The sequence below is a fragment of the Niastella koreensis GR20-10 genome (assembly GCF_000246855.1).
In the GTDB taxonomy this organism is placed as follows: domain Bacteria; phylum Bacteroidota; class Bacteroidia; order Chitinophagales; family Chitinophagaceae; genus Niastella; species Niastella koreensis.
In genome coordinates, this window is record NC_016609.1 from 1,134,280 (window position 1) to 1,151,555 (window position 17,276).

Annotated in this window: 16 protein-coding genes; 9 read left to right on the forward strand and 7 right to left on the reverse strand. The window is 44.1% G+C overall.

Annotated features, from left to right (window positions below):
- Nucleotides 1-5: 5 nt before the first annotated feature.
- The 3 genes from NIAKO_RS04520 to NIAKO_RS04530 are packed head-to-tail and all read left to right on the forward strand — an operon-like array spanning nucleotide 6 to nucleotide 1,944.
- A complete protein-coding gene (locus NIAKO_RS04520) occupies nucleotides 6-386 on the forward strand; it encodes a c-type cytochrome (protein WP_014217218.1) in 381 nt (126 codons plus the stop codon).
- A gap of 27 nt (nucleotides 387-413) precedes the next feature.
- A complete protein-coding gene (locus NIAKO_RS04525) occupies nucleotides 414-1,373 on the forward strand; it encodes a DUF5777 family beta-barrel protein (RefSeq protein WP_242675539.1) in 960 nt (319 codons plus the stop codon).
- 10 nt (nucleotides 1,374-1,383) lie between these two features.
- A complete protein-coding gene (locus tag NIAKO_RS04530) occupies nucleotides 1,384-1,944 on the forward strand; it encodes a YceI family protein (RefSeq protein WP_014217220.1) in 561 nt (186 codons plus the stop codon).
- A gap of 229 nt (nucleotides 1,945-2,173) precedes the next feature.
- Here NIAKO_RS04530 and NIAKO_RS36380 read toward each other — a convergent pair whose 3' ends face one another.
- Together NIAKO_RS36380 and NIAKO_RS36385 are read right to left on the reverse strand one after the other, a co-directional pair.
- Nucleotides 2,174-2,761 carry a porin family protein gene (locus NIAKO_RS36380; protein WP_014217221.1) on the reverse strand — a complete coding sequence of 196 codons (588 nt, stop codon included), beginning with the start codon at nucleotides 2,759-2,761 and terminating at the stop codon, nucleotides 2,174-2,176.
- A gap of 219 nt (nucleotides 2,762-2,980) precedes the next feature.
- Complete coding sequence (locus NIAKO_RS36385; protein WP_014217222.1) at nucleotides 2,981-3,499, reverse strand: hypothetical protein; 519 nt, start codon at nucleotides 3,497-3,499, stop codon at nucleotides 2,981-2,983.
- Between the two features lie 256 nt (nucleotides 3,500-3,755).
- Between NIAKO_RS36385 and NIAKO_RS04545 the strand changes: the two genes are divergently transcribed.
- The 3 genes from NIAKO_RS04545 (at nucleotide 3,756) to NIAKO_RS04555 (ending at nucleotide 8,439) form a co-directional block, all read left to right on the forward strand.
- Nucleotides 3,756-5,681, forward strand: coding sequence for a methyltransferase (locus NIAKO_RS04545; RefSeq protein ID WP_014217223.1), 1,926 nt, complete (start codon nucleotides 3,756-3,758; stop codon nucleotides 5,679-5,681).
- A 158-nt stretch (nucleotides 5,682-5,839) separates the two neighbouring features.
- Complete coding sequence (locus NIAKO_RS04550; protein WP_014217224.1) at nucleotides 5,840-7,384, forward strand: sodium:solute symporter family protein; 1,545 nt, start codon at nucleotides 5,840-5,842, stop codon at nucleotides 7,382-7,384.
- A gap of 86 nt (nucleotides 7,385-7,470) precedes the next feature.
- On the forward strand, nucleotides 7,471-8,439 hold the full coding sequence (locus tag NIAKO_RS04555; RefSeq protein ID WP_014217225.1) for a dihydrodipicolinate synthase family protein: 969 nt from the start codon (nucleotides 7,471-7,473) through the stop codon (nucleotides 8,437-8,439).
- A gap of 186 nt (nucleotides 8,440-8,625) precedes the next feature.
- Here the strand turns inward: NIAKO_RS04555 and NIAKO_RS04560 are convergent, their stop codons facing one another.
- Nucleotides 8,626-9,021, reverse strand: a complete 396-nt coding sequence (locus NIAKO_RS04560; RefSeq protein WP_014217226.1) for a hypothetical protein — start codon at nucleotides 9,019-9,021, stop codon at nucleotides 8,626-8,628.
- 212 nt (nucleotides 9,022-9,233) lie between these two features.
- On the opposite strand from NIAKO_RS04560, the gene NIAKO_RS04565 reads away from it, so the two are divergent.
- Nucleotides 9,234-9,680 (forward strand): hypothetical protein, encoded by a 447-nt coding sequence (locus tag NIAKO_RS04565; protein ID WP_014217227.1) that lies wholly within the window; start codon nucleotides 9,234-9,236, stop codon nucleotides 9,678-9,680.
- A gap of 117 nt (nucleotides 9,681-9,797) precedes the next feature.
- On the opposite strand, the gene NIAKO_RS04570 is transcribed toward NIAKO_RS04565, so the two are convergent.
- A complete protein-coding gene (locus NIAKO_RS04570; protein WP_014217228.1) occupies nucleotides 9,798-10,343 on the reverse strand; it encodes a nuclear transport factor 2 family protein in 546 nt (181 codons plus the stop codon).
- Nucleotides 10,344-10,619: 276 nt separating this feature from the next.
- Here NIAKO_RS04570 and NIAKO_RS04575 point away from each other — a divergent pair, with 276 nt between their 5' ends.
- Nucleotides 10,620-11,255: a hypothetical protein gene (locus tag NIAKO_RS04575; RefSeq protein ID WP_014217229.1), complete on the forward strand. Its 636-nt coding sequence runs from the start codon at nucleotides 10,620-10,622 to the stop codon at nucleotides 11,253-11,255.
- A gap of 80 nt (nucleotides 11,256-11,335) precedes the next feature.
- Here the strand turns inward: NIAKO_RS04575 and gcvP are convergent, their stop codons facing one another.
- From gcvP to NIAKO_RS04595, 3 genes are all read right to left on the reverse strand, one after another.
- On the reverse strand, nucleotides 11,336-14,266 hold the full coding sequence (gene gcvP, locus NIAKO_RS04580) for an aminomethyl-transferring glycine dehydrogenase (RefSeq protein ID WP_014217230.1): 2,931 nt from the start codon (nucleotides 14,264-14,266) through the stop codon (nucleotides 11,336-11,338).
- A 328-nt stretch (nucleotides 14,267-14,594) separates the two neighbouring features.
- Entirely contained in the window at nucleotides 14,595-15,533 is a 939-nt protein-coding gene (locus tag NIAKO_RS04590) for a sterol desaturase family protein (protein ID WP_014217231.1), read from the reverse strand.
- A 98-nt stretch (nucleotides 15,534-15,631) separates the two neighbouring features.
- Complete coding sequence (locus tag NIAKO_RS04595; protein ID WP_014217232.1) at nucleotides 15,632-16,546, reverse strand: sterol desaturase family protein; 915 nt, start codon at nucleotides 16,544-16,546, stop codon at nucleotides 15,632-15,634.
- 206 nt (nucleotides 16,547-16,752) lie between these two features.
- On the opposite strand from NIAKO_RS04595, the gene NIAKO_RS04600 reads away from it, so the two are divergent.
- Nucleotides 16,753-17,268, forward strand: a complete 516-nt coding sequence (locus tag NIAKO_RS04600; protein WP_014217233.1) for a YkgJ family cysteine cluster protein — start codon at nucleotides 16,753-16,755, stop codon at nucleotides 17,266-17,268.
- Nucleotides 17,269-17,276 lie beyond the last annotated feature (8 nt).

Below are 17,276 nucleotides of genomic sequence, written 5' to 3' on the forward strand. Positions count from 1 at the left end.
TTCTTATGATGTGTGTATTGAAAATACGCAGCGGATGGTTATTGCTGTTACTTTTTTCAATGGCGTTTACCGGTTGTTATAAAAAGGGGGAGCCTGTTACCAGTGCTGCCACCTTTATACCGGCCGGTGTAACTGCCGCCAATGTAACCCATACCAATTACGTTGCCGGGGTATTGAAGAATAATTGCAGTACCTGCCATGGTAAAGGCGGGTCGGCCGATGAATTCTGGTTGAATACCAATACCTATCAAAATGCATCGGAGTTTGGGGTGCGCATAGTAGAAACAATTGTAAACGGTTCTATGCCGCCTGTACCGCGAAAACCTTTTTCTGCAGCCGACAAAAAAATGCTGGAAGCCTGGATAAACCGGGGCATGCCGCAATAAGATTAATTACGCAAGAATACAATGCTTATGGAAATTAAAGATCACGTATCCTATATAGTTATGTTTGTAATGGCGCTTTGTTATTCGGGATTCAGCATAGCGCAAAGCAATCTGTCGAATATGCTGGATAAAGAAATCAGTAACAAGGAAAATAACCGGCGGCATTTTGTGTATGCTACTTTCAAAGGTACTCACCTGGTTAATGCCAATACCATTGAAACCATCAAAGGCCGGGAGCTCGACTTCAGGGTATCACACCGCTTTGGTGATATTGGCGGAGAATTTGGTGGGGAGAAACGCTTTTTTGGATTGGATAATTCAACTGATATCAAGATCTCTTTCGATTATGGCATCTCCGATCGTCTCAACTTTGGTATAGCCCGGGCAAAGGGGGCTACGGCGGTAAGACAGTTATATGAAGCATCGCTGAAATTTAAACTGATAAGGCAGGGAGAGGAGGAGGGGATGCCCATCACTGTAACTGCATTTTCCAATGTGGTGGCCACTTCCATGCCCTCGAACGTAAAACCAAATACTCCCGATCATTTCGAGAAATTTCAAGACCGGTTATCCTTTGCCGGTGAGTTAATGATAGGCTGTAAGATCTCTGATGGGTTATCAATAATGGTGATGCCGGTTTTCGTACATACCAACTATGTAATTGCCAATGATGATAACAATGTATATGCCATAGGCGTGGCAGGCCGGTTGAAACTCACCAGGCGGATGTCGTTGGTGGCTGATTACTATAAAGTCTACCGCAGCCAGCAAAGCATCGATAAATTTAAAGCGGATGGATTAACATTTTATAACCCGCTGGGAGCCGGGTTTGAATTTGAAACCGGCGGACATGTGTTTGACCTCACATTTACCAATTGCACCGCTATTCTCGAAAACCAGTTCATCCCTTATACCACTACTACCTGGAAAATGGGCCAGTTCAGATGGGGCTTTAACCTGTCGCGCATTTTTTCATTCAAAAAATAAAACCTTATTTATGAAAAACAGATCATCAATGGCAATAATTGCCGCCCTTCTTTTCTCTTTTCAGCTGAAAGCGCAGAACAAATTCATAACCCGTACCGGTTCCATTACATTTTTTTCTTCTTCGGGGGCAGAAAATATCGATGCCGTAAATAATGAAGCTTTTAGCCTGGTTGATTTTACAAGAGGGGAGGTAGCTTTCCAGGTATTGATAACCGGTTTTAAATTCAAAAAGGCATTGATGGAAGAACATTTCAACGAGAATTATATGGAGAGCACCAAATTTCCCAAGGCCGTTTTTCAGGGCACCATTGCTGACCTAAGCAAGTTGAACCTGAAAAACAACGGAACTGTTACGGTTAATGTAACCGGCAACTTAACCATGCATGGTGTTACCAAGCAGGTAACCATTCCGGCAACTATAAATGTGCAGGGCAGTAAATTAAGCGCCAGTTCAAAGTTTGATGTACAATTACACGATTACAATATCAAGGTGCCGTCATTGGTATCGAAGCAGGTGGCGGAAAGTGTGGCGGTTACAGTTAACTGTGCGTATGAACCATACACAAAATAACCAGTAAAATACTTTTTTTTCGTACCCAAAAAAGCCAGTGCAAAAGGCGGGCGTCACATGAGAGGGGGCGACCCACCTTTGCCTGGCAACTAAAAACTAATTAGGTAATATGATAATTTGATAATGTGATAATGAAATACAGCGCTGCCAGCTTCTGTAAATAAAATAGCTCGCGCGAAGCACTCACATGAACCGTATTTCATTATCGAATTATCACATTATCGAATTATCACTTTATTCTTACCGCAATACCTACCTGTATGTGGCTCGATTTCCAGGTGTAGCGGTCATCAACATTATTAATATCATTAAGGCCTTTCACATAGCGGGCATAAAATCCTACAGTACCCAGGTTTACCTGTGCGCCGGCCGCAGCGCTTATTTCAGTTGTATTAAATGCCTTTTTACCTTCTTTTATCAGGTCTTCATCTTCATATACCCGGTAACCAAACTGAGGACCGGCCATAAAACTGAGCACTTTATTAAGATTGTAACGCGCCAGCACAGGCACGCTGATATAAGCCAGGTTTATATTGGTGCCGGCAGCGCTTCTGCCTGAATTATTATAGTACGTAAGAAAATCATCTCCCTTTTTATAAGGGTTCCAGGTGTACAACAACTCCGGTTGAATGGCCCAGTGTTTGCCAAAACCTACTTCGGCAAAAGCTCCTGCCTCAAAGCCGGCTGAATATTTATTCTTCATACCCTCACCTTTAAGGGCAGAGTAGCTTAAAGCGAGTTTGGGACCAAAGTGAAAGCTTTGCGCGTTGGCTACAAACGATAACAGCAGTGCAGTACATACCAGTGTATACTTCATCTTAATACGGAGTTTGATTATAGGGAGTCAAATATATCTACCTGTCCCTTTTAATTAAAGTTATAATCTATCAATTGCCAAAAAGAATAGACAAAAAACCCAATTGTTATGATTGTAGCAATAATTAAGCGGCCGCTTAACGAGGCATTAACTTATGTAAATAGCAAAAAAAAAATCCCGCCCCGACTGAGCCGGAGCGGGATTGTTAATCAGTTGTTATCAAAGATTGGAATTGTTGCTGGAGCTGAAGTTATGCCGGCGTGGCTGTTGTTGTTGCTGCTGTTGCTGCGGCTGTTCCTGTTTCAGATAATAATCTCTTTGCGCCTGGATAATAGTCTTATCTCTTTGTATTTCCAGGTCGTGAACGAGTTGTTTGCGTTGCTTGCGCTTTACGTTTTTGTCGTGTTTTACCTGGTAGATCCGCTCATTGTAATCATCTTTGATGTCCTGTATCTGCAGGTCCAGTTTGGTAGGCCGGCTATAGCTTCGTTGATAACCATAACCATTTGGATAGCCATAATAACCACCATAACCATAAGGAGGATAAGCAAAATAAGGGGAATATCCATAACCATAATATGGATAGAATGGGCGATAATATGGACCAATGCCTAAACCTATGCCTACAGAAACGTGAGGGTGGGCATAATACCCGCCGCCTCCGTGAATATAAACCTGTGCCGATGTACTGGAGGCAAATGATAACAACAATCCATATACTAATAGGAGCTTTCTCATATATGTTGCATTTTAGAGGTACATCTAATACCCTACGAAGTTAAATTAAAGAGAGTTGGGAAAAATATATTTTTTCTTAAAGGGTACATTAACAACGAATTTGCAAAATATATCCATTAATTCTACGTTAATTTGCATCCTAGAACCAGACATCTAACGTTGTGCCAGGGCCGAAAGAAAAAGTGGATCAAATTTTTTTTGATTGATTGAATTAAACCTTCAGATCGAATCTTATTCAATGAAAAAAATTTGTTAAATGGAAGGCCGATACCTCTTGGACCAACAAACCAGGGTTTGTTTAAGGAAGAACTATGAGATCCAGATAGAATACTCCGATGGTGCAGAAGTTGAGAACAGAATACTCAACGATCTGAAAAAATGTAAAGATGTTTCCGTATTATCTGAAGAGATAGAATCGTATATTACCGATTGGCCCAGTATGTGTTTTTTCTCCAAAAAGCGGGCTAACCTGTTACGTCCTTTTGCAGATTTATTTAAAGGCAAAACCATTCTTGAAATTGGTTGCGGAGCCGGTTCAATAACCCGTTTCCTGGGTGAGTGCGGCGCTACCGTATATGCCATTGAACCCAGTTACCGCCGGGCAACCATTGCTGCCGAACGCTGTCGCGATTTGTTAAACGTTACCGTTTTTTGTGATGATGTTGCTCATTTTGAAAGCGACGTGATATTTGATGGCATCATACAGGTAGGTGTGTTGGAGTATGCCACCAAATATTCCCAGGAAAGCGACGCCACGCTTAAATTCCTGCTTCATCTTAAAAAATATTTAGCCGACGATGGCTTTTTAATTACCGCCATAGAAAACCAGTTGGGCTTAAAATACTTTTCAGGTTTTCTCGAAGATCATAAGGGCGTGATGATGCACAGCATCAATAATAATTATAAACCGGGTGAGGCAACCACACTGGGAAGAAAAAAACTGCTGGAAGTATTTGACAGCGCCGGGTTTGGTAAGAACGATGTGTTCCTGCCTTTTCCCGATTATAAAATGCCCTCACTGGTTTTTTACCCGGGGTTCAATGAAAAGAACACCACCTGTAAAGTAAGTATTGAAAGTATTCTTTCGAATATCTCTTACCAGGACCAGCAGCAATACATGCCATTGTTTTCCCTTGATAAAGCGCTTCCCCTGATTGCTCAAAACGATCTTTTATACGATCTGAGTAATTCGTTTTGTATTCTTTCGCAGAATAAACCTGTTCACAAAGTAGAAGAGGATGTGCTTTTTGCCTTTTACCGTACTGACTTAAAAAAGGAATACTGTAAGCAGACTTTGTTCAAACAGGATGGTGATGCGGTGAAGGTAGTAAGGAGTTTCCTGGCCGATATTCCGGAAAGAAAAGGCGATGCCATTTTATTTGATGAGGAAGAAATTGCTTATTCAGGCATCCTGCATCATTATTCCCTGGTTGATATTATTAACCGCGATAACTGGTCGATTGAGCAGGTGGGTGAGTGGCTGTTGACCTGGTTCAATTATTTAAAAAAGGAATTGAGTAAAAAGCATGGCTATACTGATGCCGATTTTCTGCGAAGCGATCTTGAAATAAAGAACAGGTATGCCGATGCGTTGCCTATAAACCTGATTATACAGGAGAATGGTTACCAGTTCATAGATCTTGAAATTAATTTACACAAAGGCGTTGAGCTGGGTTATGTAATTTTCAGGGCGGTGTATGTAAGTTTATCCAGGTTGTCGAGCGTGGCATTGCCCCGCGATTCAAAATATATTGAAACGGAGAACATCCTGTACGCCCTGTTTTCGCATTTAGGATTTACTTTAAATCCTGAGCAACTCGAAAGGTATTATGAATGGGAAGCCAACCTGGTGAATAATGTTACGCCCATGCAATTGGCTACCATGAAGGGGGCGGTGTCAAGGCTCAGGGTGCGGCCGGTAATCACTGAAATAGGCGAATCGCATAATCGCATTCAATCATTGCAGTTGAAACTGCAATCGCTCGAAGGACAATTGCAGTCCATGGAAAATCAATTGGAGTCACTGTCGGGAGAACTGCAATTTAAAACAGCTGATATCACCGAAAAACAAAACCATATTGCCAATTTGTACCACGAAATACATTCCCTGTCTACCAGCAGAAAAAGGATGTTGAAGCAGTTTATAAAAAGAACGTTGCCTTTTTTAAATCATTCGGTTTGAGGAATTAAAAAGCAATTAGAAAATTTTGCCGGCAGGCAGCAGGTTACTCTGGATTAAGGGTTTCTGCTGCCTGTTGTCTTTCTTACACTTATTTTTTCTTTCATATTGGTTCCTGCTGATTTATTTATACATTTACTAGGGTTAGATTGCTTGTAATTATGAATCATTTACCAACGGTCGATTTAATAATAATAACCGTATACTTTGCCGCTATGATAGCGGTGGGTATATTTCTGAGCAGGAAGAATAAGGGGTCTGAACAGTATACCGTTGCCTCGGGCGCCATTCCGGGCTGGGCGCTGGGCATGTCGTTTTACGCCACGTTTTTGAGCGCCATCACTTTTTTGGGCGATCCTGGTAAATCCTTTGGCGCCAACTGGAATTCTTTTGTCTTCAGTTTATCCATGCCATTTGCAGCATTCATCGCTTCGCGGTTCTTTGTGCCTTTTTATCGCAACAGTGAGGCCATCAGTGCCTATACCCATCTCGAAGAACGGTTCGGGGCCTGGGCGCGCACTTATGCCATGATCTGTTTTGTACTGATACAACTGGCGCGTATGGGAACCATTTTTTATTCCATTGCCTTAACGCTGAAAGCGCTCACGGGATATTCCATGCCGGCCATTATGATCTCCACCGGTATTTGCATCATAATTTATACCATGATGGGAGGGATGAAAGCCGTTATCTGGACCGAAGTGGTGCAGGCTATTATTAAAACGCTGGGCGCTTTACTTATTCTATATCTGATAGTAACCAACCTGAAAGGTGGGTTTAATTATATTCTGGAAACCGGAAAGGCCAATGATAAATTCAGCCTGGGCAGTTTTAAAGTGTCGGGGTTTTCCATGTCAACCTTTTGGGTGATCTTCCTGTACGGGTTTTTTATTAACCTGAATAATTTCGGCATCGATCAGAACTATATACAGCGGTATCATACTGCCCGCAACAGCCGCGATGCCAGCCGCAGCATCTGGATGTGTGTATTGTTTTATGTGCCGGTGAGCATGCTGTTCTTTTTTATCGGCACGTCGTTGTTTGCGTATTATCATCAACATCCCGAACTGGTGCTGTCCCTGCAACAACAGGTGGCGGCGGAAAAACATATAGCCCTGAGCAACCTGACTCCCGCCGATTATGGCGACAGGGTGTTACCTTATTTCATGCGCAATGAAGTGCCCACCGGTTTACTGGGGCTGATCATTGCTGCCATTTTATCGGCTGCCATGAGCACCATGAGCAGTGGCATGAACAGTTCGGCCACCGTTTTTCTGAAAGACATTTACCTGCGGTATTTTAACAGAGAAGCTTCGCCCCGGGCGCAAATGCGGGTGCTGCATATAGCAACCGGCGTAATGGGGGTGCTGGCCATCAGTTTTGGCATAGCCATGATAGGGGTGAAAAGCCTGCTGGATGCCTGGTGGAAACTGGCGGGGATCTTCTCGGGGGGCATCTTAGGGCTGTTTTTACTGGGTTTACTGGCCCGTAAGGCAAAGAACATCGAAGCGGTGATTGCCGTGATTATTGGGGTGCTGGTGATCCTGTGGATCACTTTTTCGCGCGAGCTGCCTGATAGTTATGCCTGGCTGCGCACCAACCTGCACGCCAATATGACCATTGTCATAGGGACCTTAACCATATTTTTAACCGGTAAATTGCTGTCGGGGCTTCGATCCCTCGACTCCGCTCAGCATAAAAAATAATTGTCTTGTATACAGTATATAATTTATTAATTTTAAAGGGGTAGAAAAACCTGTATTTTTAATAACAACAATCAAAAATAAACGGGATGGAAAAAAGATTTGTTCCGGTAATGATAACGCCGTTCAACCTGAAGGCAAAGATCGATTTCGATATGGTGGAACGGTTGATTGATTTTTACCTGGCAGCCGGAGTGAGTGGTTTTTTTGCCAACTGCCTCAGCAGTGAAATGTACAGCATCAGTGAAGATGAACGCCTTGAACTTACCAATCACATTGTGCGGTATGTAAATGGCCGGGTACCGGTGGTGGCTACCGGTTCGTTTGGCCTCACCATTGAAGACAAAGCAGAGTTCAGTAAAAAGATCTACGATACAGGTATCGATGCGGTGGTGTTAATTACCGGGCATTATGCCAACGTAGATGATAATGACGACGTATTGTTGAAGCGGTTCGATAAAATGTTCTCATTAACGCCTGGCATTCCCATGGGTACTTATGAATGTCCGGCGCCATATAAACGTATTTTATCAGCCAATGTATTTAAATCCCTGTTGAGTACAGGCCGGTTAAAATACCATAAAGACACAAGCATTGACCTGGAAAAAGTAAAAGAGAAGCTGCAGATAGCCGATGTACCGGGCTTCGACTTTTTTGATGCGCACACACCCAATGCCATGTACAGTTTGCAAATGGGCGCCCGTGGCATGTCGTCTATCAGTGGTAATTTTTATCCGGAGGCGCTGGTATGGATGTGTAACAACGCCAACGACCCTGCCAAACAGGCTGATGTGCAATGGCTGCAATCTGAATTAACGCGGGTTGATCCGCTGATACACCAGGCGTATCCCATGAGCGCGAAATACTTCCTGCAATTGCGCGGTTTACCGGTTCGTACCATTAGCCGGGCTTATGTGCAGGAGCTTACGCCCGATCAGAAAAATGTACTGAAGGGCATTTATGAAAGCTTTACGCAGTGGTGCAGCCGGTTGAATATAACGCCGGTAGATCTTCGTTCAATTATGGAACCGAGGATTTTGCCAGATCCGGCGATTTAATTGTGAGTTGTGAGTTGTCAGTTGTGAGTGGATTCCCGAATGTTCAGAAGTCTAAATAATCGCGAGCTCACTCACAACTGACAACTCACAACTGACTATTTCTTCTTAGCATAAAAAAAGCCCCACTAAAAGTGAGGCTTGTCCACATAACCTAAACAACCAATACCTGCTGCAGGATTATTTTAATTATCGTTTGTAATAATCCTTCTTGGCCTGCAGAATATCATTATCCCGTTGATGTTTCAGATCGTGTACTTCCTGCCGCCTTTGTTTACGGCTCAGGCTTTCATCGTGGCGTGCCGACCAGATTTTATCCTTATAGTCATTATTGATATCCTGGATCTGAAGGTCAAGTTTTGTTGGCCTTGAACGATAACCATATCCATATCCATATCCTGGAGGATAAGCATACCATGGATTATAAAAGGGTGAATAAGGATAATATCCGTAACCATATCCATAGCCAAGTCCTACACCTACTGAAACGTGGGTTCTAGGGTGCGGCGCAACTCGCACCACTTTTTGGGCCGACGCACTCAGTGTTAAGCCCAGCGCACAGATTGCTATTAATACCGTTTTCATCTTTCTCAATTTTTATTTTCACTTATTAGACGGCAAAAAGTACGCTAGGTATAAAGCCCGAAAAAAACGATAACTTTTCAATAACATAATGGATTTTAACAATTTATACGTTCACAGGAAACCCCATGATGGAATATGCCGTATAATTCTTTTCTTTAATGGGTTTTATGATTATTTTAGTCTACCAGATTAACATAATTTAAGTTTTTCCTATGAATGATCAACAGTTATGTGGTAAATGGACTGGCACCTATACCTATGGAAATGAATACGATGAGCCGTTAAAAGGCAAAACCGTATCTTTTGAAATGGAACTGACCGTTGTTAACGGTTTCATAAAAGGCAGATGCACCGATGCTGAATCAACCAGGCATTTTCAGGCGCCGGCAACTATTGAAGGAATTATAGTTGATGACAATACAGTCAGATTTGTAAAACGGTATCCGCACTACTGGCAGCACGAAAAGTCAGGCCCGCGCTTTCTGCCAAAATTACCTTCGCAGGAGATCAATTATTCCGGAGAGTTCGGTAATAACGAATTTGAAGGAGAATGGGAGATCGTTACCGTTCTGGTAGATGCCCATGGGGAAATGGTAAATTATAGAGGAGTAGGTAATTGGATTATGAGGAGGGTAGAAGTTGATCAGTTAACTTCGTGAGTAGTCGGTAGTGAGTAGTGAGTTGTAAGTAGTGAGTTGGCTCGCGATTATTTAGTTTTCTGAACATTCGGGAACCCACTCACTACTGACTACTCACTACTGACTACTTACAATGTATTATTTCTTCCCCAGCGCTTCATTAATGGGTGCCCGGTCAATATATTGTATTACTTCATCGATCAGGTTATCGTTGGTAAAGTGCATATCGGTATGCACCCAGAAGGAGAGCGTTTTTTTGTTCTTATAGGTGGCTTTTACCTTATACCAGTTTAAAAGCCAAACGCCTTTTTGTTCTATGCTTTGTGGTTGATTAACGTTTAAGGGCAGCCAGATCTCATTGCTGAAATGCAGGCTGTCAATTACATTCGTTCTGCGGTCTTTCCAGTATTTAACAATGGCTGCTTTACCTGCCAGGCTATCGCCCGCTGACCAGCGGAAGATGGCATTATCGGCAAATTTACCCGCCCAGCCATCAATATCACCTGCTTCAAAAAGTTCCCAGGCTTTCTTACCGAGATCAACATACTTCTGATCGGCAAACGCTACAGGGCCGGGCGTCGTTGTTGTTTCACCGGCTATCGCTGTTTGCGTTGTTTTATCAGGTTCATTTTTACAGGCTGCGACTACAACCAGGCAGATTGCTGCCAACAGGAATTGTTTCATAAAATGTTTGTTTATGGGTTAAAAATGGGCAGGGACCTGTTTTTTAGAGAAGGATTGGCCGGATTAGCAGGATGGAGGCCCGGCTAAAGTAGGGATATTATTACAGTTGGTCAAAATTATAATATCGTAACCTGCTTTAAAAGAGTGATTTATGATTTGCGTCATGAAAACGCGGGGTGGAATATAAGAAAATAAACAAACAATCGCTTGCAACTGCCTTTTTTAATTATTAAATTCACTTGTACCTATTCTGAATCCTTTAAAAATTCCCCCCGTATGAAAATCCAACACTACGCTATTTGCACATGGGTTTTATTAGCTTCCTGCGCTTCAGGTGATAAAACCAACATTCCTGCAATTGGTAACAACGCTGCTTTAAATGCTCCCCCTCCTGCTGCTGATGAAGCATTTAAAAAACAACCTGCAGGCACCATTCTTAGCTTTGCCAGATGGTATCGTTCAAATGTAAATGAGCTTAAAAAGATCGAACTGGTAAAACATTCCTCCAATCCCGATTCAGCGCAGTATTATGTTGTAAATACTGAAGGAACAGAAAAACTCCTTGGCGCTTTACAACAAAGCGGGTTTGTTACAGATTCTTATATTAACAGATGGCGCGCTTATTTCAGGAAGTGCAATGACAACCTGAGAAAAACGCCCACCACGCAAGCACCGGTTGAAGGGCTCGACTTTGACCTGGTGATGTTATCTAAAGATTATGACGAAGACCTGAATGGCTTTGAAAAATCAACAGTGGATAACGTAAAGCTTTCTGATGACAAAGGCAGCATTACCGTTGGGTTACCTACTGTTGGCCGATTGAAGTACTGGGTCACCAAACAGGATGGCAAATGGCAGATAGAAGATATTAAAGATATGCGCAGCGCTCTTGACCAGGCGCAGAATGATTAACACAGCTGTCGGTATACTACAACAAAGCCCTCCCCGTTCATGGGAGGGCTTTTATTTATAAATACTATTTTATTACTTTATTACGCTTCTGCTTCTACATACGAACTAACCGGCTCACAGGTACAGATCAGGTTCCGGTCGCCATACGTGTTGTTCACTCTTGCCACACTTGGCCAGAATTTGTTTTCACGAATGTATGACAGCGGGAACGCAGCCTGTTCGCGGGTGTAACCGTGTTTCCAGTCAGAGCTGATAACCACGTGTTGCGTATGCGGTGCATTTTTTAATGCATTGTCTTTTTTATCGGCCTTGCCTTCTTCAATGGCGCGGATCTCTTCGCGGATGCTTAACATGGCATCGCAGAAGCGGTCCAGCTCGGCTTTGTCCTCGCTCTCTGTAGGCTCAATCATGATGGTGCCTGGCACAGGGAAGCTGAGGGTAGGAGCGTGGAAGCCATAGTCCATTAAACGTTTGGCTACGTCTTCGGCTTCAATTTCTGCACTCTTTTTGAACGGACGCAGGTCAACAATAAACTCGTGCGCACATTCGCCATTGTGGTTGGTGTACAGGATATCGTACTGACCTTCCAGGCGGGCACGCATATAATTCGCATTCAGGATAGCATATTCAGTGGCTTTGCGAACGCCAACAGCGCCCAGCATTCTGATGTATGCATAGCTGATGAGCAGAATGGAAGCGCTGCCATAGGGGGCTGCACTAACCGCATGATGAAAACTGTCGGAATTTTCGGCTTTCAGTTGGCCATTGCCCATTGCCGATTGTTGATTGCCGATTGATACGTGGCCTGGTAAGAACTTAGCCAAATGCGCTTTTACACAAATGGGACCCATGCCGGGCCCGCCGCCGCCGTGGGGGATTGCGAATGTTTTATGCAGGTTCAGGTGACATACATCGGCGCCAATTAAACCAGGGGCAGTTAAACCTACCTGGGCGTTCATGTTGGCCCCGTCCATGTAAACCTGCCCACCGTGCTGGTGAATGATCTGTGTGATCTCTTTTACGGTTTCTTCATACACCCCATATGTGCTTGGGTAAGTGATCATGATACCGGCCAGGTTCTTACTGTATTGTTCAGCCTTTGCTTTCAGGTCTTCTACATCGATGTAACCATTCTCCAATGCTTTTACCACCACTACTTTCATGCCTACCATTACTGCGCTGGCAGGGTTGGTGCCGTGTGCAGAGATAGGAATGAGCATTACATTACGATGTGATTCATTGCGGCTGGCGTGGTAAGCACGGATCACTAACAAGCCGGCATATTCACCCTGGGCGCCGCTGTTGGGCTGCAGGCTGCAGGCGTCAAAGGCGGTAATGTCGCACAGGTAGCTGCTCAGTTCATCGGTGATTTGTTTGTAGCCTTGTGTTTGATCGGCTGGTGCAAAGGGGTGCATTTTGCTCCAGTGCTGCCAGCTTAAAGGAATCATTTCACTGGCGGCATTCAACTTCATGGTACAGCTGCCGAGTGAGATCATTGAAGTGTTCAGTGACAGGTCTTTGTTCTCCAAACGCTTGATGTACCGCATCATTTCTGTTTCACTGTGGTGGCTGTTGAACACCGGGTGCGTTAAGAAACTGCTGGTACGGGTTAAGTTGTTGGGTATGTTATACAACACGGCATCTTCGCTTACACTGAAGCTGGCCACGCTGTGGTCGTTCGGTTGATCGAGGAGCAATAGAATATCCAGCACTTCGCTGAGGGTAGTGGTTTCATCGAGTGAAATCCCTACCAGGTTATTGCCATAGTAGCGGAAGTTGATTTCTGCTGCTTCGGCTTTTTGACGGATAGCGTCTGCGTTTGGTGCTCTAAATACAATGGTATCGAAGAAGTTTTTGTGCAACAGCTCATAGCCTTCCGCTTCCAGTTCTTCAGCCAGGGCATTGGCCAGCACAGTCACTCTTTTAGCGATCTTGATCAAACCATCAGGACCATGGTACACGGCATACATGGCAGCCATATTGGCCAGCAGGGCCTGGGCGGTACAAATGTTACTGGTGGCTTTTTCGCGTTTGATGTGTTGTTCACGGGTTTGCAATGCCATGCGCAGGGCGCGGTTGTTCTGGGCATCTATGCTCACCCCAATGATACGGCCGGGAATGCTGCGTTTGAAATCGTCTTTGGCAGAAAAGAAGGCAGCGTGCGGGCCACCAAAACCCAATGGAACACCAAAACGTTGGGCAGAACCGAAGGCCACATCGGCGCCCAGTTCGCCGGGAGGTGTTAACAGGGTAAGCGCCAGCAGATCGGTAGCCATGGCTACATAACCACCAGCCTGGTGCACTTTATTGATAAAGTCGCGGTAGTCTTCTATGGCGCCTTTGTCGTTTGGATATTGTACCAGTGCGCCGAAATAAGTTTCGTCGATGCTGGCAGTGCGATAATCGCCAAACACTACTTCAATGCCTACAGGTATCCCGCGGGTAACCACTACATCTTTTGTTTGGGGATAGGTATCGTTGTCAACAAAGAATTTGGGGCGAACGATGTGCTCATGGTCCTTGTTCAGTAAATTGAAGAACATGGTCATGGCTTCGGCGGCGGCAGTTGCTTCGTCGAGCAGCGAAGCGTTGGTAAGCGGTAAAGCAGTGAGGTCGCTTACCATGGTTTGAAAGTTCAACAGGCTTTCGAGGCGGCCCTGTGAAATTTCAGCCTGGTACGGCGTGTATTGGGTATACCAGCCTGGGTTTTCAAAAATGTTGCGCAAAATAACGCTGGGCGTTATGGTGTCGTAATACCCCTGGCCGATATAGGTTTTGTATACTTTGTTTTTTAACGAGATGTCTTTGATCAGTTGCAGGTACTCATACTCGCTGATGGAAGGAGGAATGCTGAGCGATTCGGCCATTCTTATTCCGGCGGGCACTGTTTTATCAACCAGAGCATCCAGGCTGGTTTCACCAATGACCTGCAGCATTTGGCGGGTTTCAGATTCAGTGGGTCCAATGTGTCGACGGATGAATTCTGTATTCTGTTGTTCAAAAAGATTCATAATCCCGTTTATGTTTGTAGTTTGTTGTTTCTTAACTGACAGTTGCTCGTTTTCTTATAAGGCCGCAAAGTTACTATTTACCTGCCGAACTAACACCTGTTTGCGACAGAGGGTGGGGAAAATGTGCAAATGTGCCCGGCCGGCGCCGCAATAAAAAAACGTGGCAGCCTGCAAATGGTTCAATAACGGGCTGTTCAACGGGTTAAGATGGCTGGTGTATTTCAGTAAATAATTGAAAATCAGGTATTCAATAGAATGGCCTGAAAAGCCGGAAAGGCTTTCCTGAATTTGTAGTTTCAACACTTTTATGGTGCTGCAAGGTAAACGACTATCGCTTCATGGCGATAACCGGCTCCTCTTGTAAAGAAGCAGTGGGTTGACCGTTCTCTTCTGCCCGCATTTCTTCGCTGGTTTGGCGGCTGCCATCATGGCTCCAGCCGGGCGGGCCAAACAGGTAATTCCATTTGTCCTTAAAGCCAATGTCTTTACGGGTAATGTCTTTCCAAATGGCCACCCATTCATGAAAGATGATGGTAGAAGGCGTTTCTTTTTCAATTGGCTTGGTTAAGCCAAATTTTATGGGCTGGTAATCGGTGTCGACTAATTCAGGTTGAAAGGTACCGAACATTTTATCCCAGATAATCAGGAACATACCCATGTTCTTATCCAGGTATTTGGCATTTGAAGCATGGTGTACCCGGTGGTGGGAAGGTGTTACCAGGAAGTATTCCAGGAAGCCCATTTTGTTGATGAGCTTGGTATGTACAAAAATGCCCCAGATCTGCGTGGCTGAATAAATGAAAATAATGTCTATTGGTTTAAAGCCCATGTAGGCCAGGGGAATAAAGTAAATGAACCGGTATAAGGGTTGAAATACCGAAGACCGGAAGCCTACGGTGAAATTAAAATGTTCTGATGAGTGATGCGTAACATGCACGGCCCAGAAGAAACGGACTTCATGATCGAACCGGTGCAGCCAGTAGTACATAAAATCTTCCAGCAACAACAACATCACCCAGTATACCACTACATGGCTAAAGGAAAATATGCTATGGCGATAACAGTAATCCAGTACCACTAAATAAAATCCGCGAAGCAACAGGTCAAGAGCGCCGTTCATCAACATCAGGTAAACATTGGCGGCGGTATCTTTCCAGGTATACAGCTTTCGGTGGTGGTAGTTACTTAACAGCAGCTCTAACCCGATAATAATCGCGTAGATAGGCGTACTGGTAAGAATCAATATTTGTTCACGCAGGGAATTCATAGAAGCGGGGCAAAAATAAAGTAAGTGGATGAATAATCACACTACGACTATCCGGGTATTTTATTGTTTAATGCCTGGATTCGGGGATTTTCAATTCATTAACAACCGGTGGAAGGATTTTTTTTAATATGTTCCTGTAACCGCAGCTCCCTACTTGTCATGCTGTGTCCGTCGTGGCTCCAGCCGGGCGGCCCAAAAAGATACATTAATCTTTGTTTTAAACTGAGATCCTTCCGGCGCATATCCCGTACTATGGCCCGCCATTCATGAAAAATAAGGGTAGGGATGTTGTCATTTTCCAGTTCGTGGGTAATGCCATACCGGATGGGTTCATATTGTTGCGCGGGTAATTCCTGTTGAAAAGTGCCGAATAATTTATCCCAGAAAATGAACACAGTACCCATGTTCCTGTCGAGGTATCTGGGGTTGGATGCATGGTGAACGCGGTGGTGACTGGGGGTAACGAAGATGTATTCGAGCCAGCCCAGTTTTTTTATTTTCTCTGTATGGGTGAGTATGGCCCATACCTGTCCAACTGAATAGATGAAGAAGATATCAATAGGCCTGAACCCGGCGAATGCGATGGGCACAAAGAACAGGAAACTATAAAAGGGTTCCAGCACGCCAGTGCGAAAGCCAACGGTGAAATTATACTGTTTACTGCTATGATGGTTCACATGCACTGCCCAGAAGAACCGGGAATAATGTCCCAGCCGGTGCAGCCAGTAATGCATTCCATCTACCAACAATAAGAGTATAACCCAATAGGCAATGGAATGCTGCCATGTAAAAAAGCTGATACTGAAAAAGAAGGTGAGTACGATGAGGCTTATCCCGCGCATGGCGAGATCGGTTAAACCGGTTAAGATGCTCAGGAGAAAATTATGAAAAGTATTTTTCCAGGTATATGATTTAACGCCCTCCAGGTGACTGATCAGTAATTCTGCGCCAATGATCAGTACATACAGTGGTGTTGTTAAAAGCAACATGATCTGGTCGTACAATACATGCATATGAATAAAACGACAAAAACCAAACCATTACGCCGTGGATGGTTTAACTTGCAGATGAATACGTTGTATACAGAATGATAGGTTGGCTGAACGTTAAAAAAAAGCCAATAGACCTGTCAGGTTCGCTTTAACAGCCTGAATGTTTAGCGTGCCGATGCGGACCTGACAGGTCCGGCCGGTAATTTTTAATTATAGAAAACTAGTTAATGGCAGCGCATCGTGACAATAATGAGCAGATTGGGGGCCTGGAAGATGGCATCTGGAAAAAGAAAAGTGCTGAGCATCAGAAACAGTACAGTAATATGCTGAAACGGGCAGACCGCAACAAAGTGTTGAAAAAATTGCCCGATCTGCATGAGGAAGCTTTTTCAAAAATTGATTGTCTGCAATGTGCGGCCTGTTGTAAAAATTATTCACCGCGTTTTAAGACGCCTGATATCAAGCGTATCAGCAAGCACCTTAAAATGAAGGAGAGCGTGTTTATTGAAACTTACCTGCGTTTGGATGAAGAAGGGGATTATGTGGTAAAACAAACGCCCTGCGCGTTTTTAGGAGCAGATAATTATTGCAGTATTTATGAAGTTCGCCCGTCTGATTGCGAACGGTTCCCATATACCGATGAAGACGTGATTTTGAAGCGGCAGCCGCTTACGTTGAAGAATTCAACATTCTGTCCTGCCGTTTATTATGTGTTGGAGAGGTTATTGAAGGAGGAGAAGTAGTTAACCAG

Excerpts from the sequence above, each read along its gene's own strand:
- NIAKO_RS04565 (WP_014217227.1), top strand. The coding sequence starts at position 9,234 with ATGAATGATCAACAGTTATGTGGTAAATGGACTGGCACCTATACCTAT.
- NIAKO_RS36380 (WP_014217221.1), bottom strand. The coding sequence starts at position 2,761 with ATGAAGTATACACTGGTATGTACTGCACTGCTGTTATCGTTTGTAGCC.
- NIAKO_RS36385 (WP_014217222.1), bottom strand. The coding sequence starts at position 3,499 with ATGAGAAAGCTCCTATTAGTATATGGATTGTTGTTATCATTTGCCTCC.
- NIAKO_RS04590 (WP_014217231.1), bottom strand. The coding sequence starts at position 15,533 with ATGAATTCCCTGCGTGAACAAATATTGATTCTTACCAGTACGCCTATC.
- NIAKO_RS04560 (WP_014217226.1), bottom strand. The coding sequence starts at position 9,021 with ATGAAAACGGTATTAATAGCAATCTGTGCGCTGGGCTTAACACTGAGT.
- NIAKO_RS04575 (WP_014217229.1), top strand. The coding sequence starts at position 10,620 with ATGAAAATCCAACACTACGCTATTTGCACATGGGTTTTATTAGCTTCC.
- NIAKO_RS04545 (WP_014217223.1), top strand. The coding sequence starts at position 3,756 with ATGGAAGGCCGATACCTCTTGGACCAACAAACCAGGGTTTGTTTAAGG.
- NIAKO_RS04550 (WP_014217224.1), top strand. The coding sequence starts at position 5,840 with ATGAATCATTTACCAACGGTCGATTTAATAATAATAACCGTATACTTT.
- NIAKO_RS04570 (WP_014217228.1), bottom strand. The coding sequence starts at position 10,343 with ATGAAACAATTCCTGTTGGCAGCAATCTGCCTGGTTGTAGTCGCAGCC.
- NIAKO_RS04530 (WP_014217220.1), top strand. The coding sequence starts at position 1,384 with ATGAAAAACAGATCATCAATGGCAATAATTGCCGCCCTTCTTTTCTCT.
- NIAKO_RS04525 (WP_242675539.1), top strand. The coding sequence starts at position 414 with ATGGAAATTAAAGATCACGTATCCTATATAGTTATGTTTGTAATGGCG.
- NIAKO_RS04555 (WP_014217225.1), top strand. The coding sequence starts at position 7,471 with ATGGAAAAAAGATTTGTTCCGGTAATGATAACGCCGTTCAACCTGAAG.
- NIAKO_RS04595 (WP_014217232.1), bottom strand. The coding sequence starts at position 16,546 with ATGCATGTATTGTACGACCAGATCATGTTGCTTTTAACAACACCACTG.
- NIAKO_RS04520 (WP_014217218.1), top strand. The coding sequence starts at position 6 with ATGATGTGTGTATTGAAAATACGCAGCGGATGGTTATTGCTGTTACTT.
- NIAKO_RS04600 (WP_014217233.1), top strand. The coding sequence starts at position 16,753 with ATGGCAGCGCATCGTGACAATAATGAGCAGATTGGGGGCCTGGAAGAT.
- gcvP (WP_014217230.1), bottom strand. The coding sequence starts at position 14,266 with ATGAATCTTTTTGAACAACAGAATACAGAATTCATCCGTCGACACATT.